Source organism: Flavobacterium sp. ARAG 55.4, assembly GCF_051846875.1.
GTDB classification, from domain to species: Bacteria; Bacteroidota; Bacteroidia; order Flavobacteriales; family Flavobacteriaceae; genus Flavobacterium; species Flavobacterium plantiphilum.
In genome coordinates this window covers 216,498-243,241 of the sequence record NZ_JBPYCT010000002.1, presented here as the reverse complement: position 1 = coordinate 243,241, position 26,744 = coordinate 216,498, and the positions used below count along the sequence as shown (strand labels likewise).

Annotated in this window: 24 protein-coding genes; 11 read left to right on the top strand and 13 right to left on the bottom strand. The window is 33.7% G+C overall.

Annotated features, from left to right (window positions below):
* Positions 1 to 30: 30 nt before the first annotated feature.
* Entirely contained in the window at positions 31 to 972 is a 942-nt protein-coding gene (locus ACSV4D_RS03325; RefSeq protein ID WP_439227131.1) for an SPOR domain-containing protein, read from the bottom strand.
* Between the two features lie 103 nt (positions 973 to 1,075).
* Between ACSV4D_RS03325 and dprA the strand changes: the two genes are divergently transcribed.
* Positions 1,076 to 2,176: a DNA-processing protein DprA gene (gene dprA / locus ACSV4D_RS03320; RefSeq protein WP_439227130.1), complete on the top strand. Its 1,101-nt coding sequence runs from the start codon at positions 1,076 to 1,078 to the stop codon at positions 2,174 to 2,176.
* 59 nt (positions 2,177 to 2,235) lie between these two features.
* Here dprA and ACSV4D_RS03315 read toward each other — a convergent pair whose 3' ends face one another.
* Both ACSV4D_RS03315 and trpS read right to left on the bottom strand, forming a co-directional pair.
* On the bottom strand, positions 2,236 to 3,048 hold the full coding sequence (locus tag ACSV4D_RS03315; RefSeq protein WP_439227129.1) for a hypothetical protein: 813 nt from the start codon (positions 3,046 to 3,048) through the stop codon (positions 2,236 to 2,238).
* A gap of 126 nt (positions 3,049 to 3,174) precedes the next feature.
* A complete protein-coding gene (trpS, locus tag ACSV4D_RS03310) occupies positions 3,175 to 4,146 on the bottom strand; it encodes a tryptophan--tRNA ligase (RefSeq protein ID WP_439227128.1) in 972 nt (323 codons plus the stop codon).
* Positions 4,147 to 4,437: 291 nt separating this feature from the next.
* Between trpS and ACSV4D_RS03305 the strand changes: the two genes are divergently transcribed.
* Positions 4,438 to 5,199, top strand: coding sequence for a lysophospholipid acyltransferase family protein (locus ACSV4D_RS03305; protein ID WP_439227127.1), 762 nt, complete (start codon positions 4,438 to 4,440; stop codon positions 5,197 to 5,199).
* Positions 5,200 to 5,242: 43 nt separating this feature from the next.
* Here ACSV4D_RS03305 and ACSV4D_RS03300 read toward each other — a convergent pair whose 3' ends face one another.
* The 5 genes from ACSV4D_RS03300 to ACSV4D_RS03280 form a co-directional block, all read right to left on the bottom strand.
* Positions 5,243 to 5,650: a hypothetical protein gene (locus ACSV4D_RS03300; RefSeq protein ID WP_408080467.1), complete on the bottom strand. Its 408-nt coding sequence runs from the start codon at positions 5,648 to 5,650 to the stop codon at positions 5,243 to 5,245.
* A gap of 182 nt (positions 5,651 to 5,832) precedes the next feature.
* A complete protein-coding gene (gene recA, locus ACSV4D_RS03295) occupies positions 5,833 to 6,840 on the bottom strand; it encodes a recombinase RecA (RefSeq protein ID WP_408080752.1) in 1,008 nt (335 codons plus the stop codon).
* Between the two features lie 180 nt (positions 6,841 to 7,020).
* Positions 7,021 to 7,536 (bottom strand): acyl-CoA thioesterase, encoded by a 516-nt coding sequence (locus ACSV4D_RS03290; protein ID WP_408080465.1) that lies wholly within the window; start codon positions 7,534 to 7,536, stop codon positions 7,021 to 7,023.
* Between the two features lie 118 nt (positions 7,537 to 7,654).
* Positions 7,655 to 8,038 carry a DoxX family protein gene (locus ACSV4D_RS03285; RefSeq protein ID WP_408080463.1) on the bottom strand — a complete coding sequence of 128 codons (384 nt, stop codon included), beginning with the start codon at positions 8,036 to 8,038 and terminating at the stop codon, positions 7,655 to 7,657.
* 5 nt (positions 8,039 to 8,043) lie between these two features.
* Positions 8,044 to 9,192, bottom strand: a complete 1,149-nt coding sequence (locus ACSV4D_RS03280) for a DNA polymerase III subunit (RefSeq protein WP_408080461.1) — start codon at positions 9,190 to 9,192, stop codon at positions 8,044 to 8,046.
* 742 nt (positions 9,193 to 9,934) lie between these two features.
* Here ACSV4D_RS03280 and ACSV4D_RS03275 point away from each other — a divergent pair.
* The 3 genes from ACSV4D_RS03275 to ACSV4D_RS03265 all read left to right on the top strand — a co-directional run bounded on the left by ACSV4D_RS03275 (position 9,935) and on the right by ACSV4D_RS03265 (position 13,930).
* Positions 9,935 to 10,621 carry a hydrolase gene (locus ACSV4D_RS03275; protein ID WP_439227126.1) on the top strand — a complete coding sequence of 229 codons (687 nt, stop codon included), beginning with the start codon at positions 9,935 to 9,937 and terminating at the stop codon, positions 10,619 to 10,621.
* 50 nt (positions 10,622 to 10,671) lie between these two features.
* On the top strand, positions 10,672 to 12,459 hold the full coding sequence (locus tag ACSV4D_RS03270; RefSeq protein WP_439227125.1) for an amidohydrolase: 1,788 nt from the start codon (positions 10,672 to 10,674) through the stop codon (positions 12,457 to 12,459).
* 106 nt (positions 12,460 to 12,565) lie between these two features.
* Complete coding sequence (locus tag ACSV4D_RS03265; protein ID WP_439227124.1) at positions 12,566 to 13,930, top strand: alginate export family protein; 1,365 nt, start codon at positions 12,566 to 12,568, stop codon at positions 13,928 to 13,930.
* A 69-nt stretch (positions 13,931 to 13,999) separates the two neighbouring features.
* Here ACSV4D_RS03265 and ACSV4D_RS03260 read toward each other — a convergent pair whose 3' ends face one another.
* Both ACSV4D_RS03260 and ACSV4D_RS03255 read right to left on the bottom strand, forming a co-directional pair.
* The gene (locus tag ACSV4D_RS03260) at positions 14,000 to 14,341 is read right to left on the bottom strand and encodes an L-rhamnose mutarotase (protein WP_439227123.1); all 342 of its coding nucleotides are present in this window, start codon (positions 14,339 to 14,341) and stop codon (positions 14,000 to 14,002) included.
* A 25-nt stretch (positions 14,342 to 14,366) separates the two neighbouring features.
* Positions 14,367 to 16,010 carry an alpha-L-fucosidase gene (locus ACSV4D_RS03255; RefSeq protein WP_439227122.1) on the bottom strand — a complete coding sequence of 548 codons (1,644 nt, stop codon included), beginning with the start codon at positions 16,008 to 16,010 and terminating at the stop codon, positions 14,367 to 14,369.
* A gap of 250 nt (positions 16,011 to 16,260) precedes the next feature.
* Here ACSV4D_RS03255 and ACSV4D_RS03250 point away from each other — a divergent pair, with 250 nt between their 5' ends.
* From ACSV4D_RS03250 to ACSV4D_RS03235, 4 genes are all read left to right on the top strand, one after another.
* Entirely contained in the window at positions 16,261 to 17,145 is an 885-nt protein-coding gene (locus ACSV4D_RS03250) for a helix-turn-helix domain-containing protein (protein ID WP_439227121.1), read from the top strand.
* 246 nt (positions 17,146 to 17,391) lie between these two features.
* Positions 17,392 to 18,579 carry a phosphoglycerate kinase gene (locus ACSV4D_RS03245; protein ID WP_439227120.1) on the top strand — a complete coding sequence of 396 codons (1,188 nt, stop codon included), beginning with the start codon at positions 17,392 to 17,394 and terminating at the stop codon, positions 18,577 to 18,579.
* A 105-nt stretch (positions 18,580 to 18,684) separates the two neighbouring features.
* Positions 18,685 to 20,670 carry a LysM peptidoglycan-binding domain-containing protein gene (locus ACSV4D_RS03240; RefSeq protein WP_439227119.1) on the top strand — a complete coding sequence of 662 codons (1,986 nt, stop codon included), beginning with the start codon at positions 18,685 to 18,687 and terminating at the stop codon, positions 20,668 to 20,670.
* Between the two features lie 187 nt (positions 20,671 to 20,857).
* On the top strand, positions 20,858 to 21,874 hold the full coding sequence (locus tag ACSV4D_RS03235) for a DUF4837 family protein (protein WP_408080449.1): 1,017 nt from the start codon (positions 20,858 to 20,860) through the stop codon (positions 21,872 to 21,874).
* 3 nt (positions 21,875 to 21,877) lie between these two features.
* Here the strand turns inward: ACSV4D_RS03235 and ACSV4D_RS03230 are convergent, their stop codons facing one another.
* The 3 genes from ACSV4D_RS03230 to rnpA all read right to left on the bottom strand — a co-directional run bounded on the left by ACSV4D_RS03230 (position 21,878) and on the right by rnpA (position 24,809).
* The gene (locus tag ACSV4D_RS03230) at positions 21,878 to 22,684 is read right to left on the bottom strand and encodes an OmpA family protein (RefSeq protein WP_439227118.1); all 807 of its coding nucleotides are present in this window, start codon (positions 22,682 to 22,684) and stop codon (positions 21,878 to 21,880) included.
* Positions 22,684 to 24,321: a S41 family peptidase gene (locus ACSV4D_RS03225; protein ID WP_439227117.1), complete on the bottom strand. Its 1,638-nt coding sequence runs from the start codon at positions 24,319 to 24,321 to the stop codon at positions 22,684 to 22,686. Before ACSV4D_RS03225 ends, ACSV4D_RS03230 begins: the two co-directional genes overlap by 1 nt.
* A gap of 77 nt (positions 24,322 to 24,398) precedes the next feature.
* Positions 24,399 to 24,809, bottom strand: a complete 411-nt coding sequence (gene rnpA, locus ACSV4D_RS03220; RefSeq protein WP_439227116.1) for a ribonuclease P protein component — start codon at positions 24,807 to 24,809, stop codon at positions 24,399 to 24,401.
* A gap of 126 nt (positions 24,810 to 24,935) precedes the next feature.
* Between rnpA and ACSV4D_RS03215 the strand changes: the two genes are divergently transcribed.
* Positions 24,936 to 25,679: a lysophospholipid acyltransferase family protein gene (locus tag ACSV4D_RS03215; RefSeq protein ID WP_408080441.1), complete on the top strand. Its 744-nt coding sequence runs from the start codon at positions 24,936 to 24,938 to the stop codon at positions 25,677 to 25,679.
* A gap of 3 nt (positions 25,680 to 25,682) precedes the next feature.
* Positions 25,683 to 26,669, top strand: coding sequence for an acyl-ACP desaturase (locus ACSV4D_RS03210; RefSeq protein WP_408080439.1), 987 nt, complete (start codon positions 25,683 to 25,685; stop codon positions 26,667 to 26,669).
* Positions 26,670 to 26,744 lie beyond the last annotated feature (75 nt).

Genomic DNA, 26,744 nt, shown 5'->3' with positions numbered 1-26,744 from the left:
AAAACCTTTCCGCTAAGAAAGGTTTATAATTTATAAGGATTCAACCAGCAACCAGGCTTCAGGGTTTTCTGATTCTCTAACTTTATTTTTAACTTTTTGAGCTTCGGCATAAGTAGCAAAGCTTCCATAAAGTACCGGATACAAACCATGTTTATTAACCTCCAATCTTCTGGCTTTATAACCCATTTTAGATAATTTTCTAAAAACTTCCTCCGCATTATTTTCATCTCTAAAAGCACCAGCAACAACATGGTAAGGTAATTTAGCTTCCTTATCGGCTTTTACAGATAGTGTTACGGGAGCCATCGGGTTTTTAATAAAAAAAGTAGCTTCCTGGATTTTGTTTTGTACTTGTTTCTGAACTGCTTTTTCAACAAGAACTCTTTGGGAAACCATTTGATTCTGATAAACGGAATACCCCACACTCGCTATTAAACCTAATCCAAGAACAAAAATAGCAGCATATTTTAAATAAGAACGACCGCTTCTTTCTTCGGTAACCAAAGAAATCACTTCTCTTTCCTCAACAATAGTTTCTTCTTCAACAGCTTCACGTTTTACAACGGGAGCTATAAAAGAACCTAAACCAAAAGAACTGGTCAGGTAATTTTTTTGTTCTGTAGGGGTAAAGATTAAATTATCTGTAGCATTCAGGGTGAAACTACCTATATTTTTAACCGTGAGACTCTTATTTTTTTCCAATTCTTTTTTCCAGTTCAAAACTTGATATTGAATCGAGCTGATAGCATATTCATAGGAAGTTTTCTCTGTTCTGGCAATATGATTGGCTAATAATCCATCATTATTTTTAATGTTGGTATTAAAAGAAATCAATTTTTTAGGCGGAAAGAAAGAATTAGCACTTTCAACCCATTGAGCCGATTGAATTTCGGTTAAAAAAGCACCAAAACCCGGAACGGTAACACATTGATAACGATATAATAGTTGGCTTATGTAGTGTTCTATATTCATACTTACAAAGTTATACAACCATAATAGTTATCAAAATTTTATTCACAATTTTTATTAACAATCTAACTAAAAAATTTATACTTTTCAGTTTCAAATATTTAACATGACAGCAACTGATTTATTTTACATATTGGCCTTGCAAAGAATAGAAGGCGTGGGCGATATCATGGCCAAAAAATTAATCAGTCACTGCGGTTCGGCCGAGGCGGTGTTTAAAACAAAAACCCATCAACTGGCAGCTATTGACGGAATTGGAACTACATTACTGAAAAACTTAAAGGACCAAAGTGTTTTTGACAAAGCCAATAAAGAATTAGAATTTATTCAGAACAACAATATAAAAGTTTCTTATTTTCAGGATGAAAATTATCCTGACAAACTCAAACATTGTGTTGATGCTCCATTAGTATTGTTTACAGCCGGAAATATTGATTTGAAGAGCAGAAAAATAATCAGCATCGTAGGCACACGCCAAATAACTTCTTACGGGATGGAATTTTGCAAAAAATTGATTGAAGATTTAGTTCCGCTTAATCCGGTAATTGTAAGTGGTTTTGCTTACGGAGTGGATATTGTTGCGCATCAACTGGCTATGGAAAACAATTTACAAACCATAGGAGTTCTGGCTCATGGTCTGAATCAGATTTATCCCAAAAACCACAAGAAATACATGTCTAAAATGGAACAAAATGGCGGTTTTATGACCGAGTTTTGGAGTTCAGCTAATCCCGACAAAGAAAATTTTGTAAAAAGAAACCGTATTGTTGCCGGAATTTCCGAAGCTACCATTGTCATTGAATCTGCCGATAGAGGGGGATCTTTAATTACTGCTAATATGGCAAATGATTACAACCGTGATGTATTTGCTGTTCCCGGTCGCGTAAGCGACAAATACAGTGCAGGCTGCAACAACCTTATCAAAACCCAAAAAGCAAATGTCTTGACCAGTGCTGCCGATTTGATTTATATACTGAATTGGGACATCAAAGAAGAAACGAAAGCAGTGCAGAAACAATTATTTGTTTCTCTGGATACTGACGAACAAAAAATATACGATTACCTGTTAAAAACAGGAAAAGAGTTAATGGATATTATTGCTCTGGAATGTGAATTTCCTATTTACAGAATTTCGGCATTACTATTAAACATGGAACTTAAAGGTGTCATTCGTCCATTGCCGGGGAAGTTATTCGAGGCAATTTAAAAAACAGAAAGCGATACTAAAAAATAGTACCGCTTTCTTTATTTGAAATAAAATAAAACTTACTCCATTAAAGTAATTTTTCGTTCAACCGAAGTATTTTCACCTGAAACAGCTTTTCCTTCAGCATCGATAAGAGTCAGTTTTATAATATTTTCACCCATTGGAAGTCCTGTAATCTGATAAGGTCTCCACTCATCAAGTGTAAATTCCTCACCATTTATATTAGCCTGTACTTTATAACCATCTTTAGCCAAAGTAGTATTTACAACAAAAAAATCTAACAAGATTGTTTTAGTATCATCTCCCTTGTATTCTCCTTTTGGACGGCTGTAAAACAACATCGCCTCTTTAGGTTCTGCTAATTTTTCGTAAGCTCCTTTATCATTAATTTTGAAATGCTCCACTACAAATGCGTCTTTATCTTTTAAGGATTCATGGTAAGAACGCGATAAGAAAGACAACAGGTAATGCTCACTTCCTTTTTCTAATTTCACTTCATGCTCCGGTTTGTACAAAGCCGAATAAGGTTTATTATCCAGAATAAAATGAATGTGTTGCCCCTGACCAGAGTTTGCCATGTGTTCACCATGATGACCTTCAGTATGTTGAGTCAACTCAAAATTAGCAACTTTGTAATTGATTTTGAATGTTACTGAATCGGCATCAGCTGCAGTTGCAGTTTCTGAAGCAACAGTTAGTTTTGCACCCGGAAACATTTTTGAATCTTCAATTGGCGTAACTGAAATTTCTGATTTTACAGGTGTTTCTATAGCCGAATCTTCTGTTGTTTTCTCCGTTTTATCTTTACAGGAGGTCATTGTAGCTAAAGCCAAAGTCAATAGCCCTAAAGAGGATAGGTGTATCTTTTTCATAAATAAAAATTTTATATTTTGTATAAAATTATACAATAGATGCTGCCCAAAAGAAATGTGCTTATTAAAATTTTCTTAAAAAAACTTTAACAAACACATTTTTAAAACTTGTACCGGCTAATTATTTTACAAAAAACCGAGTTTAGTACGTACTCTTTTTAGAACTTCATCCGCTACAACTGAAGCTTTTTCTGCTCCTATTTTCAATAAAACATCTACTTCTTCTAAGTTATTAATGTAATAATGGTATTTCTCTCTTTCCGTTTTGAATTTTTCACAAATCAATTCAAACAAAGCCTGTTTAGCGTGACCATAACCGTAATTTCCTCCCAGATAATTGGCTTTCATTTGCGCTATTTGTTCTTCATTGGCCAACAAAGAATAAATCGCAAAAGCATTACATGTATCCGGATTTTTAGGGTCTTCCAGCGGTGTACTGTCGGTCTCAATGCTCATCACCTGCTTACGTAAAGCCTTATCTTCTAAGAAAATATTAATGATATTATTTGCTGATTTACTCATTTTCCCGCCGTTAGTTCCCGGAATCAGCATACTGTCGTCCTGAATTTTAGCCTCCGGAAGCACAAACGTTTCTCCCAGCTGATGATTGAAACGGGAAGCCACATCACGTGTGATTTCAAGATGCTGCAACTGATCCTTACCCACCGGAACAAACTCGGCATCATACAATAAAATATCTGCCGCCATCAACATGGGATAGGAAAACAAACCTGCATTTACATCGTCTAAGCGATCTGCTTTGTCTTTGAAAGAATGCGCTAAAGTCAATCTTTGGAATGGAAAAAAACAACTTAAATACCATGATAATTCGGCTGTTTGCGGCACATCTGATTGTCTGTAAAAAACTACTTTGTTTACATCTAATCCAAAAGCAAGCCAGGCTGCTGCCACGCTGTAAGTATTATTTTTTAAAACTTCTCCGTTTTTGATCTGGGTAACCGAATGCAAATCAGCAATAAAAAGAAAAGATTCGTTTTCTGAATTATTAGATAATTGTATTGCCGGAATAATTGCTCCTAGTAAGTTTCCTAAATGTGGAGTTCCTGTACTTTGAACTCCGGTAAGTATTTTTGCCATGCTTTTTTTTCTTAAACGCAAAGTTCGCAAAGTTTTTTATTTTTTACTGCAAATTCACAAAATTTAAAAATTACCTGAAATAAATCCTATCGCCTATTTTATTTAACACATCAGTACTGTAAGTTTTCTTATGATCATTTACTCAAAATGAATTAAAAAAAGAGAAGTAACTTAAATGAACTTAGAACACATATAAGCTTTAATACAGCAACAAACTATCTTAAAGGATTTATGGTTTAAAACACTATTTTTTATACAAATGATAACAATTGATTCCTTATTTTTGACCCCATGAAAGGTATAAAAATAATTCTCCGGACCCTGTGGCGCATTTGGTTTTACATCCTTATGGCGATACCCATCTTAATCATGTTTCCCTTTTTGATTCTTTCTATACTTTCTGAAAAAGGATATCCTTACTTTTTCTTCATGGCTCGTATATGGGCTAAATTCATTCTTTTTGGAATGGGATTTTATTATAAAGTAGAAAGTGAGCAAGCTTTTGACGAAAACAAAAGTTACATGATTGTGGCCAACCATACTTCGATGGCTGATATTATGCTGATGCTGGCCATTATCAAAAATCCATTTGTATTTGTGGGAAAACAAGAATTAGCCCGCATTCCTATTTTTGGATTTTTTTACAAAAGAACCTGTATTCTAGTAGACAGAAGTGATTCGCAAAGCCGAATGGCAGTTTTTGCAAAAGCCCAAAAAAGAATAGAAAGCGGTCTTAGTGTGTGTATTTTCCCAGAAGGTGGTGTTCCTAATGATGAGTCCATACTTTTAGATAATTTTAAAGAAGGCGCTTTTAGATTGGCCGTTGAACACCAGATTCCTGTTTTGCCTATCAGTTTTGGCGATAATAAAGAGCGTTTTCCTTATACTTTTTTTGCTGGAAGTCCCGGAATTATGCGTGTAAAAATACACAAACAAGTAAATACACTGGGTAAAACGAATGCTGACAGAAAAGAAATTCGTGAACAGATAAGAAACATCATTTACAGCCAGTTACTGGTTTTTGAAGCTAAAAAAACGCTCAAAACAGCTTAAAAAAAATCACCTCGTTAAAGGTGATTTTTTACTTTTTAAATAATTATTCTGTTACCGTAATCTCAACTTCTTCAAATTCGTCTTCTCCGGCATCATCTTCTCCTTTGTAAAATTTAAAAGTATACACTCCTGCTGTTGTAGGTGTAAAATTAAAAGAAACTTCTGTTTCAGGAGGTAAGGTATCAGAACAGTTTTCGCCGTTTTTTACAGAAGCATTAATTCCGATAGTTCTTGTACTGTTTTCTGAATAATAATAAATTCCGCCATAGATATAACAAGCGGTAGGTTTTTGGTACTTAAGCTTAATTTCATGAGATTCTCCCTTAACGAAAGTCTCTGGCAAAGTATAACTCTCAATTGGTAATACATAATAAGTATAGGAATCCGGCTCGTCCAGACTACAACTTAACAACGTGGTCATTAAGACCAAAAACAAAGCTATTTTTTTCATTTTTTTTTTGAATTTATAAATTAACTATTCTTGTTTATTGTTTTTATAAAGACTGTGATAAATAAAAAAGGTTGCTTTTAAAAATATTTTTTTCTGAAAAAAATGGTCAAATTTTCTGTTTTTAATAAAAAAATGCCCGACAATTTTGTCGGGCATTTTAAAAATTTATACCAGTAAATTTATTAGTTTTCGGCTAATTCTTTAATTCTTGCTTTGATTTTTTCTTCTAATTCTTCCGCTAATTCCGGATTATCTTTAATCAATGATTTTACAGCGTCACGTCCCTGACCTAACTTAGTTTCTCCATAACTAAACCATGAACCTGATTTTTTTACGATTTCGAATTCTACTGCTAAATCCAGAATTTCTCCTGTTTTAGAAACACCTTCACCGTACATAATATCAAATTCCGCCACTTTGAAAGGTGGCGCCACTTTGTTTTTCACAATTTTAACCTTGGTTCTGTTACCAATAACATTTTCACCATCTTTAATTTGTGTAGAACGACGAATATCTAAACGTACCGACGCATAAAACTTTAAAGCATTACCTCCTGTAGTAGTTTCTGGATTACCAAACATTACCCCGATTTTCTCTCTCAACTGGTTAATAAAGAAAACAGTACAATTGGTTTTACTAATAGTTCCTGTTAACTTTCTCAATGCTTGCGACATCAAACGCGCGTGAAGACCCATTTTAGAATCTCCCATTTCGCCTTCAATCTCACTTTTTGGAGTCAAAGCTGCAACCGAGTCAATAACTACAATATCAATTGCTCCGGAACGAATTAAGTTTTCAGCAATTTCTAAAGCTTGCTCCCCGTTGTCTGGTTGCGAAATAATTAAATTTTCAATATCAACACCTAATTTCTCAGCATAATTTCTGTCAAATGCATGTTCCGCATCGATAAAAGCAGCTATCCCACCTGCTTTTTGCGCTTCGGCAATAGCGTGAAGCGTTAAAGTAGTTTTACCGGAAGATTCCGGTCCGTAGATTTCAATAATTCTTCCTTTTGGATATCCGCCAACTCCAAGTGCTAAATCCACACCTAAAGAACCTGAAGAAATTACATCAACTTCTTCAATGGCCTTATCCCCCATTTTCATAACAGTCCCTTTTCCGTAAGTTTTATCTAATTTATCAAGGGTAAGCTGTAAAGCTTTTAACTTGGCTTCTTTCTCTGTACTCATCTTTTCTTTTAGCTTTTCTTTCATTAAATTAATATTGCTTTTATAGCGATCAGAAACCTAAAAAAGTGGTTTACTTCTTTTAACTTCTGTTAGATATCTTTATTTTGTGTTCGTAAAAATACTTCTTTTTTTGATGCAAATTTTCCGTTTAAAGAGATTTCGAATCAAAAAAATAAAATCTTATACAAACAATGCTTTCAACTCTGTTGCTTCGCCAGGTTTCATTTTTCCGGCTAACACCAAACTTAATTGTTTGCGCCTTAAGGCACCTTCATAACGTTCTTTTTCTAATTCGGTTTCCGGAATAATCTGAGCTACCTCGACTGGCTTTCCTGTTCCATCAACCGCAACAAAGGTATAAATTGCTTCATTAGCCTTTGTTTTCACTCCAGAGATTCTGTCTTCAACCCAAACATCAATATAGACTTCCATCGAACTCTTGAAAGCACGTGAAACTTTGGCTTCAATAGTCACCACACTTCCCAGCAATATAGCCTTAGTAAAAGCCACATGATTCACCGATGCCGTAACCGAGATGTTTCTGGAATGTCTTTGTGCCGAAATACTGGCTGCGCGATCCATTCGAGCCAATAATTCACCTCCAAAAAGATTATTGATGTGATTCGTTTCACTTGGCAAAACCAAATCGGTTAATACCGTTAAGGATTCTGATGGATGTTTAGGGGTTAATGGCATATTTTTTATTTTTTTATTTCAGATTCCTTCTTATTCAGGTAAAATTATATTCTAGGATTAGAATTTTTGAATTGAAATTTACCTGACCCTGATTTTTTCATTGCCTTGCAATTGATTACTAATTCAACCAGTACACTGCCATTACAGCCGGAATAAAATAAATCACAATAGTCCTGGCCCCATCATAATCTTTAGCCAATCGTTGTCCAAAAAGCATCATCAATAAAGTAATTGCCGAAAACACCGCACCGTAAAAACCAAACAGCCTTCCGTTATTAACCAGCAATTCAATACAGCCTACAAAACACAAAACAGTAGAAATCAATTCCATTATAATGAGATTAATCAATGCTAATTTCACATGATTTTTAAGTCTCGTTTTTGAAAAATGTTCCCTCAACCAGGTTAGATTATCATTCCAGTAAAACAGTTTCTCATAACTGGATTGCAGATAGGTAATACCAAAAAACACCAGAATTAAAAGTGAAGCCGGATTATTCATAATCGTTATTTTTTATGGATTAAACGGGTAAGTTTGATTGATAAATCAGTTAAAATTAATTTCGCATTTCCGTTGCGCTCAATGTGATACATGGCCTCCGAAAGTTCTTTAAAGATATCCTGAATATTATTACCATTTACAAATGGTGCAAAATTTTCTAATTTGAATTTATCTACTTTTGGTTCAAAATAAACTAATCCCTGGGTTTCATAATTAATCAACAACGCCTGACGAAACATTTCTATACAAAACTGCAAAAACTTCTTTTGAGCTTCTCTTCCCAAAGCCGCTATTTTTTCGCTCCAAAGTATCAAATCCTGAATGGCAGCCGCATCTTTTTTAGCCTTAAAAGCGGCACGAACCCAGGTAACAAACCATTGTTCAAACGGATGTTCCTCGTCTTTGTCTCTAAGTAAATGCAAAGCAGCATTGTAATTGCCCTGTGCCTGATGCGCTAATTTTGCTGCAAATTTAGAATCAATTGCTTCACGAGCAACCAAAGCATCTGTTATAACCGCTTCGCTCAATCCGTTGAAATGTAAAATTTGGCAACGTGAACGAATGGTTTGAATAATATCTTCTTCGTTTTCTGAAATCAGAATGAATATTGTTTTCTCCGGTGGTTCTTCGAGTAGTTTTAATAATTTATTGGAAGCTGCAATATTGAGTTTATCAGCCATCCAGACAATCATAATTTTATAACCGCCTTCATAGGCTTTTAACGAAAGTGATTTCAAAATTTCCTGAGCATCATCTACTCTGATTTCACCTTGTTTGTTTTGAACACCCAAAACAGCATACCAGTCAAACAATCCACCGTAAGGATTTTGTGTTACAAATTCTCTCCAATCGGCAATAAAGTCAATACTTTTTGGATTTTTCTTTACCTCATCGGTGGTAACAGTTGGGTAAGCAAAATGCAAATCAGGATGCGATAATTTTTGAAATTTAATATTACAGGCCTGATTTTCTCCATTATTTTCTCCGTTTTGATTGCCACACAAAATGTATTGTGCATAAGCAATTGCCATGGCTAAAGTTCCGCTTCCTTCCGGACCAACAAACAATTGTGCGTGCGGAATTCTTCCCAAATCAGCACTTCTGGTGAGATGATTCTTAATGTGTTCCTGCCCTAAAATTTCTGAAAACTGCATAAGGCAAAGATAGCAGAAAATGGATAAGTCTAAAATTTTAGATTATAAAGTTTCCGGTCTGTATCGAGCAAAATAATCTTAGTATTTTCAATTGGAAAAAGCATTAAAATATCCCGTTTTCATTTCATAACCTAGATTAAGTTTCAAACAACAAGTCCTCAACTAATTTTGGATATTGAAATTAGGAATGAAGAAAAAAAGATTTTGATTAGAATCATCAAAGAAATCATTTTAACAAAATTTAAACAGTTTTATATTTCATAATCTAGGTTAAGATTAAAACAAATGCTAACCCACTAATTTTGAATTTTGAAATTAGAAATGAGGAAAAGAACATTTTGAAATTTGGTAAAACATCAATTATAATCAGAATTCATTTCATAATCTAGGTTAAGTTCAAAACAAAAGCTAACCAATTAATTTTGGATTTTGAAAATAAGTAATGATGAAAATGAGATTTCGATTAGAATTACAAAAGAAATTATATTAACAATATTTTAAACAGATTTTTATTTCATAATCTAGATTAAGTTTAAAACAATTAGTAACCAACTAATTTTGGATTTTGAAAATAAGAATGATGAAAAACAGAATTTTCAATTAAAATAAAAACATTCTTGTTCTAAAATAAAAACAGAAAATAGAACAAGCATAAAAATGAAAGTGTGTACGAGAAAAGCTAGCGTCTCGAACTCAATTTATAAACAAATAATAATTAATAACAATTTTAAAATTTAACAACATGAAAAAAGTAATATTATCTCTAGTTTTAGCTGTAACTTCTTTATCTGCATTTGCTCAAAAACCAAGTCCAGAATTATTAAACCCAACAAATCATGCTTTGGTTTTGATAGATCATGAAGGTCAAATGGCATTTGCTACTAAAAGTATTGACGCTATTAATTTAAAAAACAATGTTGGCTTAGTTGCTGGCGCATCAAAAATCTTCAATGTTCCTACTGTAGTAACCACTGTTGCAGAACATTCATTTAGCGGTCCTGTTTTTACTGAAATATTAGAAGCTTATCCAGACAGAACAAAATACATTGACAGAACAACAATGAATACCTGGGAAGATGTAAATGCACATAAAGCAATTACTGAAAAAGGGAAAAAGAAACTTGTGTTTGCCGGTTTATGGACAAGTGTTTGTATTGTAGGACCAACATTATCAGCAATAAACGAAGGTTACGAAGTTTATGTAATTACCGATGCAAGTGGCGATATTTCTACTGAAGCACATGAGCAGTCAATTGCAAGAATGGTTCAGGTAGGTGCTAAACCTATTACTTCTTTACAATACTTATTAGAATTACAAAGAGACTGGTCTAGAAAAGAAACTTATAAAGCGGTGAATGATTTAGCTGTAAAATACGGTGGTGGATATGGTATTGGAATTCAATACGCAAGAGAAATGTTAAAACACTAAATAAAAACCTGAAGGCGGGCTTCCTGTCCGCCTTTTTATAACTCCCTAAAATGAAGACAACAACTAAAATAATAACTTTACTACTTACATTACTAAGTGGTTTAGCTTTCTCACAAAAAAATACATCTCCCTCACTTATTGTTTTTAATGCCAAAATTCATACTCTGGACAATCAAAATTCTATTGTACAAGCTTTAGCAGTAAGCGATGGTAAAATTTTAAAATTGGGTAAAAATGATGCCATTTTAAACTTAAAATCAGCTCAGACAAAAATTATTGATGCTAAAGGAAAAACTATAATTCCAGGATTATTTGACAGTCATTCGCACGTAATTCGCGGTGGACGATTTTTTAATACCGAATTGCGTTGGGATGGCGTTCGCTCACTAAAACGTGCTTTGCAAATGCTAAAAGAACAGGCACAAAGAACTCCGGAAGGTCAATGGGTACGCGTAATTGGCGGATGGAATGCATATCAGTTTGAAGAAAAAAGATTACCAACATTAGCAGAAATCAATGAAGCAACAGGAAATGTACCCACATTTATCCTTCATTTATACGGTCATGCTTATTTAAACAAAGCAGGATTAGCCAAATTAAAAATTGACGGAAACACGCCAAATCCTAATGGCGGTCTTATTGAAAAAGACATTCAGGGAAATCCAACCGGATTATTAGTTGCAGAACCTAATGCTTATATTTTATATTCGAATATTGCTAAGCTGCCGGAATTATCTGCTGAAGAAAAAATCAATTCAACTCAACAATTTTTAACAGAAAACAACCGCTTTGGAGTTACTGCAGTTATGGATGCAGGCGGTGGATTTCAAAACTACCCTGATGATTACGGAATTACCGGAAAATTAGCTTCTGAAAACAAACTTACAGTTCGTTTGCCATTTTATCTTTATCCTCAAAAACCAGGTCAGGAATTAAATGATTTTACTAAATGGATTAGCGAAGTAGAAATTGGCAGCCACGATGATGATCACGGAGATCATTTAGAATATCATGTTCAGGGTGGTGGGGAAAGTCTTGTTGCATCGGCTGCAGATTTTGAAAATTTCGAAAAACCAAGACCTGAATTATCTCCTGCAATGGAGGGACAAATGAAAGAAGTTTTAAGTAAGCTGATTCAGAACAAATGGCCATTTAGGATTCATGCTACTTACAATGAAACCATAACACGCTTTTTAAATGTTATTGAAGAAGTAAATAAAGAAACTCCTTTAAACGGTTTGACATGGTTTTTTGATCATGCTGAAACTATATCTGTCGAAAATTTAAAACGTGTAAAAAACTTAGGTGGCGGAATTGCAATTCAACACCGAATGGCTTTTCAGGGTGAAGAATTCATTAAAAGATACGGTAAAAAAGCTGCTGAAAATACACCTCCGGTAAAAGATATGATCGAAATGGGAATCCCTGTGGGAATGGGTTCAGATGCCACTCGAGTTAGTTCATATAATCCTTGGATTGGTTTGTATTGGTTATCAACCGGTAAAACCGTTGGAGGAACAAAATACCAAGGAGAAAGAAACATTTTAGACCGAACATCTGCGCTAAAATTGTATACTCAAGGAAGCGCAAAATTGGTAAAATTAGATGCCGACAGAGGAACTTTAAAAGAAAATTATTTGGCTGATTTCGCTATCTTATCAGATGATTATTTTAGTACTGCCGATGAAAAAATATTGGATATAGCATCTGACTTGACAGTGGTAAACGGAGAAATTGTTTATGCCGATAACATTTTTAAAGGACTAATAAATCCACTTCCAAAAGCAATTCCGGAATGGTCTCCAATTAATTTCTTTGGCGGATATCAAAAAAATTAATCTAACGCTACTCTACCTGATTAAAAATTAAAAGGAATTGATTTACAATTCCTTTTAATTTCTTCTAACTACTCCATTCTTAGTATAAACTTAAGAAAAAACAATCATGAAAAAACTGATTCTTCTGTTTCTTATTACAATTCAATTGGGATTTGCACAAAGCCGATTAGATTTTAAATCGCTACGTTACGACGAAGATTATTCTAAAATCGAAAATGATTTTAACAGTACATTTTTAGATAAAATAAAATACATCCCATTGACAAAAGACGGAAATTTAAAGTTGTCTTTAGGAGGAGAATTGCGTTCGCAATATCAGTATTTCAATAATGAGAATTGGGGCGATGTACCAAATGATTCGGATGGATTTTTATTGAACAGAGCTCTTTTTCATTTGGATACAAAATACAAAAAAAGCTTTCGACTGTTTGCACAAATTCAAAGTGGAACCGCAATTAGCCGAATTGATCCAAGTCCGGTTGATAAAAATGAACTGGATATTCACCAACTTTTTATTGATTTTAATTTCAAGTTAAACACAAGTGATTTTACTTTTAGAATCGGGAGACAGGAGTTTATGTATGGATCACAGCGTTTGATTTCGGTTCGCGAAGGCCCAAACAGCCGACAGGCATTTGATGCTGTTAAGATGATTTGGAAATATAAAAATATAAAAAGCGATGTATTTTACAGCCAGTTTGTAAAAAATACTTTTGGAAATTTCAATGACCGAGTGAACCCAAATACCAAACTTTATGGTATTTATAATGTGATTAATAGAATTCCGGTGATTCAAAATATTGATTTATATTACCTAGGATTAGATAAAAAAACAGCTTCATTCAACAGCATTTCCGGAGAAGAAAAAAGACATACTATTGGAACCCGAATTTGGAGTAAGAACAAAAACTGGAATTATGATTTTGAAACAGTTTATCAATTCGGATCAATAGAAAACGAATCAATTCAGGCCTGGACAGCATCTTTATACACAAATTATCAATTTAACCAATTAAAATTCAAACCGAAATTGGGATTAAAAACCGAATTAATTTCGGGAGATAAAGCTACTGATGATAATAAATTACAAACCTTTAATCCGTTGTTTCCACGAGGTGCTTACTTTGGTTTAGCTGCCATTCTAGGACCATCCAATTTATATGATATCCATCCTTCGATTGAATTAGAAATTAATGATAAAATGACATTTGCTGCTGATTATGATTTCTTTTGGCGTTTTAGTAAAAACGATGGGATTTACCAACCTAATACTGTCCTAATTTATCCTTCGGCAGATTCAATGGAACGCTACATTGGTTCGCAACTAGGCGCATCAATAAATTATGACATTAAACAATGGTTTTCCCTAAAAGTTGAAGCAACCTGGTTTAATGCAGGATATTATTTAAAAGAGGTAAGTACAGGAAAAGATATCCTTTTTACTGCAGCTACACTGGCGTACTATTTTTAAGGAAATATTCATCAGATTAAAAGAAAAAACCTATTGTAAGTTTATTTAAAATAACAATAGGTTTTCTTTTTACAATTTGAATATCTGTTCCATCGGCAACCATTTTTCTCCTTCTTTAGCACCCGGAGGCGCTTGTTGAAATTGCCACATTAATTTTTCCCATTCCTGAACTTTTGGGTTGGCAGCATCCATCATTTGTTTGCGTTCCGGAGTATAGTTTTCATCTACTTCCATAATCATAAACAAACGGTTCGCCAAGATATAAATTTCCATATCAATAATGCCGGCATCTTTTATGCTTTTTGTAATTTCAGGCCAGACATTTTCCTTTGAATGATAGTATTTATATTCTTCTATCAACTTTGGATTATCAATTAAATCACAGGCATAACAAAATTTTCTTGAGGTCATAATTTTAGATTTCATTCAAAGAGTATCACACAATCTCTAACGCATTGGCATAAGAAGCTTCCGGTTTTTGATTTGGAAAATAAACCTCAAGTCCTCTTTCTGTTTGTATAAACTTCAATTTTTGACCTGTACTTACTAATTTGACTTGTCTGATTTTTTCAGTATGATACGAACTTGATTTCGCTAAACTTTTTATAACAGCCACACCATTCTCCGGCCACGCCATTACGGTTGCATAAAGTGTTTTGTCTTTTTGAGCAAAACGAATATCCTCAGACGTATACGGTTTTCCCTTTCCTTCGTTAAAACCCTGAGCGGTTAATGCTCCGGCACTTGCTTGTTGCGGACCTTCGCCAAAAATTTTCCAGGGACGCGTACCGTAAATACTTTTGCTGTTCAGTTTCATCCAAACACCTATTTCTTTAACGATTTCAAGTTCTAATTCATCGATACTTCCATCTCCACGCACCGGAATATTTAACATCAGATTTCCGTTTTTACTCACTACATCCACCAGCGTATGAATAACCGTTTTAGCCGATTTATAGCGTTTGTCATTATAGATCCTTCTATCATAATGCCAGTTTCCAATACAGGTATCCGTTTGCCACGGCAGCGGTTCAATAGTATTACTTTGTCCCTTTTCAATATCCCAAACCATGGCTTTACGCTGCTGCTCATCCAGAATTTTACCGGTAATCACTGCCTGAACCCTGTTATTTTTTTGAAGGCTTTTGTTGTACATATATGCCGCAATACGCAAACCGGCATCGCTAACAGGCCAAAGCGGTAAAGCAGTATCGTCAAAATAAATCATATCCGGATTGTATTTATCAATCAGATCAATGGTTCTATCATGGAATTTTTCACAATATTCCGGAGTTGGTATGGAAGCTCCATCTCCCCAGTCCCACTGGCTGTGAACAGATGAATCGCCAGAGGGTTTTGCGCTTAATTCATGATTTTGAACATATAAATCCTGAGGATCTAAACCTTCCCACCAGGTTCCTTTTCCATCTTCCTTAGTCAATTTCCCATCATAAGACACTCCTGCCAAAGGACCATTTTTATCCGCTCCCTGAGAAGTATCATACCAATTCCAGGCATGCGCTGCATGAACGCTCACGGCAAAAGGCAATCCCGCTTTTCGGGCTGCTTTTTCCCATCCGGCTATAATATCTTTTTTAGGCCCTATTTTAGTCGAATTCCAGTCAGGCTGATATTTACTGTCATACAAATCCAGATTATCATGATGGTTTGCCATTGCCATAAAATATTTGGCTCCGGAATCTTTGTATAAATTCACTAATTCTTCCGGATTCCATTTATCGGCTTTCCACACATTGATTACATCCTTAAAACCAAATTGAGATGGATGCCCATATTTCTCCACATGAAATTTATATTGTCTCGAACCTTCTTCATACATTCCTCTCCCGTACCAATCACCGGCTTCGGGTTCACACTGAGGGCCCCAGTGTGCCCACATTCCAAATTTGGCATCACGAAACCAATCCGGTACCTGATATTTTTCCAGCGAATCCCAGCTTGGCTCAAATGGTCCTTTGAAAGCAGGAGTATTAAGTATATTGGATTGTCCCAATAAAGGAGACAAATAAAGTCCGGCCATTGCTGACACACCTAATTTTAAAGCGTTTCTTCTGTTCATCTATATATAATTTGAATAGTATAATATTATTTATTTCCGATTTTTACCATTTGTTTTAACATCATAAATCTATTTTAAAAACAAAGTCTCATAATCTTTAAATTTTACATATAAATTTGATTATTAATATTTTTAATCCTTTATTTTTGAATAACCAAAAACAAATGTAATTAAGACAGAATACATCTTATTTACACAAAACCGATTTTTTATTACTCAAAAACGACTTTAATCTTGATTTTAAATTCTTATGTCCAAGAAAATTTTTAAACATTACTTTTCATTATTGCACATAGATTATGTAAAACTGAATTACAAGTGGAATTATAATAATGTAATAAGTCCTTATTATCGATTGTACTATATAGATGAAGGCTACGGAACTATTTCTGACAATTCCGGTCGGTTGATTTTAGAATCAGGATATTTATATCTGATTCCAAGCTTTACTATTTGTAATCTGAATTGCGAAGATTACCTAAGCCAGTATTTCATTCAGTTTTTTGAAGAATCACCCGATGGAATTTCATTATTTGACCAGAACAGAAATGTGATGAAATTAGCCGCTACTGAAACCGACGTAACGCTTATCAAACAAATGTTAAAACACAATCCCGGCAGAGGTATTAACCGCTCTGACAATCCAAAGATATATGAAAAAGAAAATTATTATAAAGAATACCGCTCGCACAATGATACTATGAAAACGCATCTCAAATTCGAAAATCAAGGGATATTATTACTGTTAATTTCCAGATTTCTGAATACTACAGATTTCAAACAAAACACCCGTCAAAGTACTCCTTCAAAAATTCTGGATACTATGAGTTACATCCAGCTTCATTTAAACAAAAACCTCACCGTAAACGAATTGGCTCAAAGAGTCAATCAGAATCAAGATTATTTCTCCAAGCAATTTTTACTTCACACCGGTCAAAGACCCTTAAATTACATTCATGAGAAAAAAATTGAACGGGCACAATATCTTATTGCTACAACTAATAAGACTTTCTTAGAAATTGCTATAGATACCGGTTTTTCCAATTTGCCTCACTTTTCAAAAATATTCAAACAAATTGTGAGTCTTACACCTGGAGAATACAGAAATAGAAATGATTTTTATCTTAATAGTTAGAATGAATTTGAAACTTTATACCTGAATTATCTATTTGATATCCTAAACAACATGTAATTTTCACAGTCAGTTAATTTTAACTTTTAGAGCTTATTTTTTAAATTTAGAGATATAAATAAAAAATTTTGTGAGTTTACATCGTTTTCGTTGCAAAAAATTGATTTTTTTAAATTATTGAAATTTATTCCTACCGGAAAATTTCTATATTTGTTTCAATTTCAAAAAAATTAAACTAAAAAAATACTGATGAAGACTTTAAACGATTTTAATTTCGCTAATAAAAAAGCAATAATACGCGTTGATTTCAACGTACCACTTGACGAAAATTTTAATGTTACAGATACGACCCGTATCGAAGCTGCGAAGCCTACCATTTCTAAAATCCTTGCCGATGGAGGAAGTGTTATTTTAATGTCACATTTAGGTCGTCCAAAAGGAGTTGAAGATAAATATTCATTAAAACATATCTTAAAAACAGCAACTGAATTTCTTGGAGTTCCTGTAAAATTTGCAACGGACTGTGTAGGCGAAGCTGCAAAACAGGCTTCGGATGATTTAAAAGCCGGTGAAGTTTTATTATTAGAAAATTTACGTTTTCATGCTGAAGAAGAAGCTGGAGATGTTGCTTTTGCAAAAGAATTAGCCTCATTAGGAGACATTTATGTAAACGACGCTTTTGGAACTGCACACAGAGCTCACGCTTCCACTACAATTATCGCACAATTTTTCCCGACAGCAAAATGCTTTGGAGCATTATTAGCTAAAGAAATTGAAAGCATCAATAAAGTATTAAAAGACAGTGAAAAACCGGTAACTGCTATTCTTGGTGGTTCTAAAGTATCTTCTAAAATTACAGTTATCGAAAACATCCTGGACAAAGTAGACCACATGATTATTGGTGGTGGAATGACTTTTACATTTATCAAGGCTCAGGGAGGAAAAATTGGAAATTCTATTTGTGAAGATGACAAACAAGAATTAGCACTTGAAATTTTAAGATTAGCGAAAGAAAAAGGAGTGCAGATTCACATTCCTGTTGATGTTGTTGCGGGAGATGATTTTTCTAACAATGCAAATACACAAGTGGTTGATGTAACTAATATTCCTGATGGTTGGGAAGGTATGGATGCCGGTCCAAAATCATTAGAAGCTTTCGAAAAAGTAATTATGAATTCCAAAACAATTCTATGGAATGGTCCATTAGGTGTTTTTGAAATGGAAACTTTTGCCAAAGGAACTATTGCTTTAGGAAACTATATTGCGGCAGCTACAGCTAATGGAACTTTCTCACTTGTAGGTGGCGGAGATTCAGTTGCAGCAGTAAAACAATTCGGTTTTGAAGACAAAATGAGCTATGTTTCTACAGGTGGAGGTGCTATGTTAGAAATGCTTGAAGGAAGAACTTTACCTGGAATAGCAGCTATTCTAGATTAAATATAACAATTTTAACAATATTTATTGATTTTTTTAGTTCTAACCTATTAAGTTTGCATTACGATTTTGTAATCGTTTAAAATTAAGCACGTTGACAACAAAAGCATGAATATAAAAAAAATCACCTTATCATTTTTTCTATTACTATCAATTCCCTTGTTTTCACAGGAAACTGCCGAAAGCAAGGGAATTGCTGTTATAGAAACTAAGCTTTCTTATCTGGATTCTATAAAACTTAGTTTTGTTAATGACGACATGGCCAGTTGCGTTGACAGTTTATGGACTAAAGAATTAACTGACTTAGATATCTACAAAGATCTGAACAAAGACATCGAAAGTATAAATATGGACGAAAAAGTTGATTATGAACTACCTACCGAATTACTAAAATCACGATTGGCTGCAATGAATGCTAAATCCCCGTTTAACATTCAATACAATCACGGATTAGAAAACATCATTAAATCGTTCTTAAAGAACAGAAAAAAATCTTTTGAACGTCTCATGGCTATTTCAGACTATTATTTTCCAATGTTTGAAGAAACCTTTGCAAAGGAAAACGTTCCGCTGGAAATTAAATATTTAGCCATAGTAGAATCAGCATTAAATCCGAAAGCAGTATCCAGAATGGGAGCTACAGGACTCTGGCAATTTATGTATCACACCGGTAAACAATATAATTTAAAAATAGATTCATATATTGATGAACGCAGTGACCCATTAAAAGCCACTCAGGCAGCTGCACAATACATGTCTAACATGTTTGCAATTTTTGGTGACTGGGAACTGGTTTTAGCTTCTTACAATTCAGGTCCGGGAAATGTAGCTAAAGCCATCAGAAGATCAGGCGGACAACAGAATTTCTGGAGCATTAAAAATCATCTTCCTAAAGAAACTCAGGGATATGTACCTGCATTTTTAGCGACCATGTATTTGTATGAATACCATAATGAACATGGAATCAAACCTAACAAAGCTTTAATTCAACATTTTGAAACAGACACTGTAATGATTAAAAAACAGATGTCTTTCCAGCAAATAGCCGATTTACTGGACGTATCCGTGCCACAATTGCAATTGCTGAATCCTTCGTACAAACTCAATGTAATCCCTTATTACAATGATCAGAATCATTATTTGAGATTACCAAAAGACAAAATCGGTGTTTTTGTGTCTAATGAGGATAAGATTTATGCCTATATTGAACACGAAGCCGATCAGAAAAACAACAATCCTTACAAAAAAAACTCTGCCACTGCAGTCGCCAGTACAGAAACGCCTGCTTACCCTATTGGAAGTACAACACAATATTACAAAATAAAACAGGGTGACAATCTAAGCACTATTGCCGATGAATATGATGTGAGTATTACTGATTTAAAAAAATGGAATAAATTAAGCAGTAATGCTATTTCTTACGGAAAAGTACTTACTATTATAACTACCAAAAATAATACTGCAATTGCTTCTGCTAATACTAAAATCAGTAAAACTGAAAAAACAAAAAAAGAAGTTAAAGCTGATACTTTAATCGCTGGTAACAAGACTAATTATATTGTTCAGAAAGGAGATAATCTAAGTGATATTGCTGAACAAAATAACGTAACTGTAACTCAGCTTAAAGAATGGAACAAACTTGCAGGCAATACAATCAAAGCCGGAACAACTTTACAAATTGCTGAAAAAGAAGCTGAAGCTAAAGAAACAGCCATTGCCGCAGTGACTCCGGAACTAAAAAATATCGAATATACAGTTCAGAAAGGAGACAATCTGGGTAACATTTCTAAAAAATTTGGCACCGCAATTGCTGATTTAAAGGAATGGAATCACTTATCTGACAATAATATCACATTAGGTAAGACCTTAATCGTAGCTAAAAACGAAATTGCTATCAATACTGATAAAGCTACCGCAGCATCATTTAAAAAGAACAACAGCGAATTACAACATGACTATCTTGTAAAAAAAGGAGATTCTTTATTTAGTATTGCCAAAAAATATGCAGGAGTTACTGTCTCAGACATTAAAAAATGGAATGGTATTCACAATGAAGACATCAAACCGGGAATGCGTTTAAGAATAGTTGAATAAAAACAACTCAAAAAGACATAACAAAGGGCTTTATTTGAATATCAAATAAAGCCCTTTTTTTACACTATAGACTATAAAATTATATGGTTTTATTTCTATTTTGAAAAAATGGAACGATATTAGCGGAGTAAAGTATAGTATTAAAAACGATCCAATTATAAATCTGAATTCCATTATAGTAAACAAAATGAATAAAATCCATTGTATAGTGTTTTTTGTTTCCGTTTTTTTCATTTCCTGCAATCAGCAAAATGAAAGTACTAAAGAAACTAATGGAAAAATCAACAGCATTTCTGTGATTATAGACGATTTGTTGTGGAATGCTGAAATTGGCGACAGCATCAGAAATAAATTTGCATCTCCCGTTATTGGTTTACCTCAGGAAGAACCTCTTTTTACCATTAATCAGTATCCTGTAAAATTAATGGAAGGATTTATGACGGACAGCCGCAATATTATTGTTATTAAAAAAGATGCTAAAGAATATTTTAAAGCAGAAAAAAACAAAATTGCCACACCTCAGAACATATTTTATATCTCAGGAAAAGTAGCAGATGATATCCTGTGTCTGATTCAAAAAAACACCCCTGAAATCATTAAAATCATCCACCAGACAGAGATTGAAGAATGTCAGCGTATCAACCGAAAATCATTATTAAGCCCAAAATTTTTCAAAGACAGTTTCAATATCCACTTTGAAATGCCATCCAGCTATCAATTGATGCTGAAAAAAAAGAATTTCATGTGGTTTAAAAAAGAAATTATCAGTGGCAATACCAGCATTTTACTTTATCAGGTTCCTATAAGCAGTATTGAAACCAAAAGAGATAAGGTTTCCCAAATTATCACAATGCGGGATTCTATTGGAAAATTGTACATTCATGGCAGAGAACAAAACACGAATATGATTACCGAAGAAGCTTATGCTCCTTATTTTTCAAATATTGTACTCAACCATACTAAAGCATACGAAACTAAAGGAACCTGGGAATTAAAAAACGATTTCATGTCGGGACCCTTTATTAATTATGCCATTGTAGATAAAGAGAATAATCGCATACTGGTTTTAGAAGGTTTTTGTTACTCTCCTTCAAAAGAAAAAAGAGATTTGATGCTGGAACTGGAAGCTATAATAAAATCTGTAGAAATCAATAAAAAACCGGTTTCTGAAGCATCCAAAATCATGGCTATGTTTTCTAAGTAAAAACTAAATTTTCGTAATATAAAACTCGACCCTACGGTCAAATTCATCTCCTTTTCCTAAAGGAAACTGATTTCCCAAACCTTTGTAAACCATCCTTAAACTGCTCACATTTTTAGAAATCAAATATTTAAAAACACTTTTGGCACGGTTCAAGGAGAGTTTTCTTTCCTTTGTTGCCCTGTCTATTGCATCTTTATAATAATCAGGAGTACAACACACATGACCCCGAATTTCAAATTCTATACTCTTTCTTTCCTGCAGAATCACAGCTATTCTGTCAAGTTCTTTTCTGGAAGCTAATGTAAGGGTACTGCTCCCTAGCTCAAAAAAGATATTTTCCAGATAAATACGGTCTCCTATTTCATGCCTGTCCTGAAAAGAAGTATAGATTCCTTTTCCAAAACTGTTTTTCTTAACAATTAACAAATCAACTCTTCTGTTTTTAGAACGAATATCCGTTAAACTTCCGCCTGAAAAATCATCAATAAGGATACGGCCTTTACCTTCAACAATAACAATTTTGTTCTTATTAAAACCATTGGCAACCAAAACACTTTTTACAGCATTGACTCTGTTTTCAGATAATTTCAAATTATAATCATTATTGCCCCGATCATCACAATATCCATAAATCTGAATCGATTCTACCTCAGTGGTATCTAAATCATGAACAAAGGCTACTACATTCTGTTCCTGAACGGTATCAACAGCATACTTATCAAATTCAAAATAAACGGTTCCTATTTTTTTCTCCTGAGCGCATATTGTACTCCAAGTAAAAAAAGAAAATATCAGAATTGATTTTAACATCAGCTTTTTAAAATTGTTTTATAAGTCACGGGGTTGTCTAAAATAGTAACTGCTTTTTTAATTACAGAATTCGATTTCATGTAATACTGATAAAAACCCTCCTGATATTGATAGCGCTTGATGATTTCTTCCAGAATCAAATTCTTAATTTCTTCCTGATTATTGTCCAGCTGATTTGCTTCACTTTTTTGTACTGCAGCTAATAATTGATTGTACTCATTTATAATTGCACCATCAATAGCTTCTTTTTTGGCTATTGCCAAAGTATTTTTTAAAGATTCTTCGGTTTCTGTACCAAATGAGATTTTTTGATTTTTTAAAAACTGTTTGAAATCCTGAAAATCAGTATTGGTGAAATTTGGAATTTGATTTCCTAAATTTGGATTTTTATAATAATAAGCAGTAGCATAATTAAAAATCCCATCGTTTTTAAGCAAAGCATTCGCAATCACGCTGGTTTTTGATTCATCCATGGGCACATCAGGTAAAATCCCGCCACCATCATAAACCGTTCTTCCTTTTCTGGTTTTGAACAAATTATAATTAGTCGCCTGTGTACGGGTTGCCAGTCCGTTTTTGTCTTTATGAGCATAATCTAATGCCTGAATACATCTTCCTGAAGGAGTGAAATATCTGGAGATCGTAACTTTTAATTGAGTATTGTAGGTTAAATCAACCGGTTTTTGAACCAATCCTTTTCCAAAACTTCTGCCTCCTATAATCACAGCACGATCTAAATCCTGCAAGGCTCCTGAAACAATTTCGGACGCCGAAGCACTTTTATCATTTACAATGATCACTAACGGAATCTCTAAATCTACCGGATCAGCAGCTGTTTTATAAATATTGTTATGCTTTTCATTAATAGATTTTGTGGTTACAATGATTTCATTTTTTGGAACAAATAAGTTACAAATGTTAATGGCTTCGCCTAAAAGTCCGCCGGGATTGTTTCTTAAATCCAACACGATTTGTGTAGCACCTTGTTTTTTAAGTTCCAATAAAGCTTCTTTTGTTTCATTAGAAGCTTTTTTATTAAAACGGCTCAGCACAATATAACCCGTTTTATCATCAATTTTGGAGTAAAAAGGAACCGATTTAATTTCGACCTCATCGAGTAAAATCTGGGTTGTGTTTGTTTTTCCCTGTCGAATGTATTTTATATCAATTTTAGTATTCTTTGCTCCTTTTAACAATTGGGAAGCATCATCCTTAAAATCGGCAATAGCCACATCACCTATCTGGATAATTTCATCACCGGGCTTAAATCCCGCTTTATCAGCCGGAAAATTTTTATAGACTTCCCGCAAAATCAATTTCCCTGATCTTTGGGTGATTAAAGCACCTATTCCGGTATATTCTCCTGTATTGTTAATTTTAAATTTTAGTACATCCTGCTCATTAAAATACACCGTATACGGATCTAAACTCGCCAACATGCCTTTGATAGCACTATCCATCAATTCGCCCGGATTCGTTTCATCCACATAATTGGTATTCAGTTCTTTAAAAAGTGTCGTAAAAATTTCTAATTGCTTGGCAATTTCAAAAAAATCATCTTTAAAACTGGAACCGATAAACAAAAAAGCCGAAGCGACTAAGGGAATAATGTATTTTTTCTTAAAAGAGAAGTTCATAGTACTTTAAATTACAGATTACTAAAGTAGCAATAAATCACTAATAATAAAATGGGAGATTTACACGAAAAACTTAATTATTTATTTAGAGTATCTTCAATGTCGGAAGATTCTTTTTTTATATTCTGAGCTACAAACTTTTCGAATAACTGAATGGTTTTAGTATTGATTTCTTCATAAGACAAACGCTCTTTGGTTTGATAAAAAAACATAAAAACATAAGGTTTGTCTAAATTATCCAGAAGAATATGTTTGTTAAGACGATAGGTTTCGCGAAGAATACGCTTGAAACGGTTTCTGTCAACGGCTTTTTTAAAATATTTTTTAGAAACCGAAACACCCATTTTTATTTTTTCATTCCCGTTTAAAGAACTGGAATGATAAACCAATCGTAAAGGATATTTAGAAACTGATTTACCTTCAGAGAACAACAATCCAATGCTGATTTTACTTTTTAATTTTTCGTTTTTTGGATAGTTAAAACTCATTTTTTTACTGGGAAAATACATTTTTTTAAACGACAAAGGTACAATTTAACACTAAACCTATTAATGTTTAAGAATTAAATACCGCTAAAAAATTATTTCATACTTTTGCAGCTAATTTTTTCAAGAATGCAAAAACTTATTTCGTATCCCATATCCGTAATTTATTATTTGTGTTTTGGACTTACATTAGTCATTTTTCATCCCATTCAGTGGGTTTGTTTAAACGTTTTTGGTTATCAGGCTCATAAAAAAAGTGTGGACTATTTGAACTTTTTTTTATTAAAATGTACTAACTTAGTAGGAACGACGTATAAATTTGAAAACAGGGAACTTATTCCGCAAGGAGTGCCATTGATTTTTGTTGCTAATCATCAGAGTATGTATGATATTGTAGCCATGATTTGGTACTTGCGACGGTTTCATTGTAAATTTGTAAGTAAGAAAGAATTAGGTAAAGGAATTCCCAGTGTTTCTTATAATTTAAGACATGGCGGAGGAGCCTTAATAGATAGAAAAGACCCAAAACAGGCCATTCCGGAAATTAAAAAATTATCGGAGTACATTGAGAAAAACAAACGTTCAGCGGTAATTTTTCCGGAAGGAACCCGAAGCAAAACCGGAAAACCAAAGGAATTTGCACAAACAGGTTTGAAAATATTATGTAAAAGTGCACCTTCCGCTTATATTGTTCCCGTAAGTATTAATAACTCATGGAAAATGGTAAAATATGGTTTTTTCCCTGTAGGTTTAGGAAATCATCTTACCTTTGTAGTTCATAAACCTTTAAAGGTGAGTGAATATAATTTTCCTGAATTGATGGAGAAGACTGAAAGTGCAGTAGTAAAAGGAATAAAATTTAATAAAATATAAAAAATGTCTATAAAAAACATTCGATTAGAAGTTATGCAGTTTTTGGAAAAAAACGTGACTGGCTATATGGATCAGTATCTGATTCCGGTAGAGCAAATATGGCAGCCATCGGATTTTTTACCTAATTCTGAAGGAGATAATTTCTTAGAAGAAGTAAAAGAGTTACGCGAAATCTCTAAAGATTTACCTTATGATTTCTGGGTAGCTATGGTAGGTGATATGATTACCGAAGAAGCGCTTCCTACCTATGAGAATTGGCTGATGGAAGTAGAAGGAGTTGATAATGAAGAAAGAAACGGCTGGTCAGCCTGGGTACGCCAATGGACAGGTGAAGAAAATCGTCATGGGGATTTACTGAACAAATACCTGTATTTATCAGGTCGTGTAAACATGCGTGAAATCGAAATGACAACCCAGCACCTTATCAATGACGGATTTGATATTGGTACCGGAAGAGATCCTTATAAAAACTTTGTTTACACAAGTTTTCAGGAGTTAGCTACCTATGTTTCGCACAACAGAGTTTCACAACTAGCAAAAAGCTATGGCGACAAGAAATTGTCTAAAATGTGTAAAATGATTGCCGGAGATGAAATGCGCCATCATCATGCCTACAGTCATTTTGTAAGCGAAATTTTCAAAGTAGATCCAAGCGAGATGATGCTTGCTTTTCAATACATGATGAAGGCAAAAATTGTGATGCCAGCCCATTTCCTTAGAGAATCAGGACAAAAAATAAGTTCTGCATTTGAATTATTTTCTGATTCAGCGCAACGTATTGGGGTGTATACAGCTAATGATTATGTTGAAATTATGCAAAAATTAATCGATAAATGGGAAATTGATAAAATTGCAGGCTTAACAGACGAAGCTGAAAAAGCCCGTGATTACCTGATGAAATTACCTGCCAGAATGGCCCGAATTTCGGAAAGAATAGTAATCCCTAAAGAATCACATATTTTCAAATGGGTAGAACCGGCGAGATTATAGATGATAGATTTCAGATGTTAGAATGCCGATTTTTAGAAATTGAAATTGAATAAAAATACAATTAGTTAATTTAAA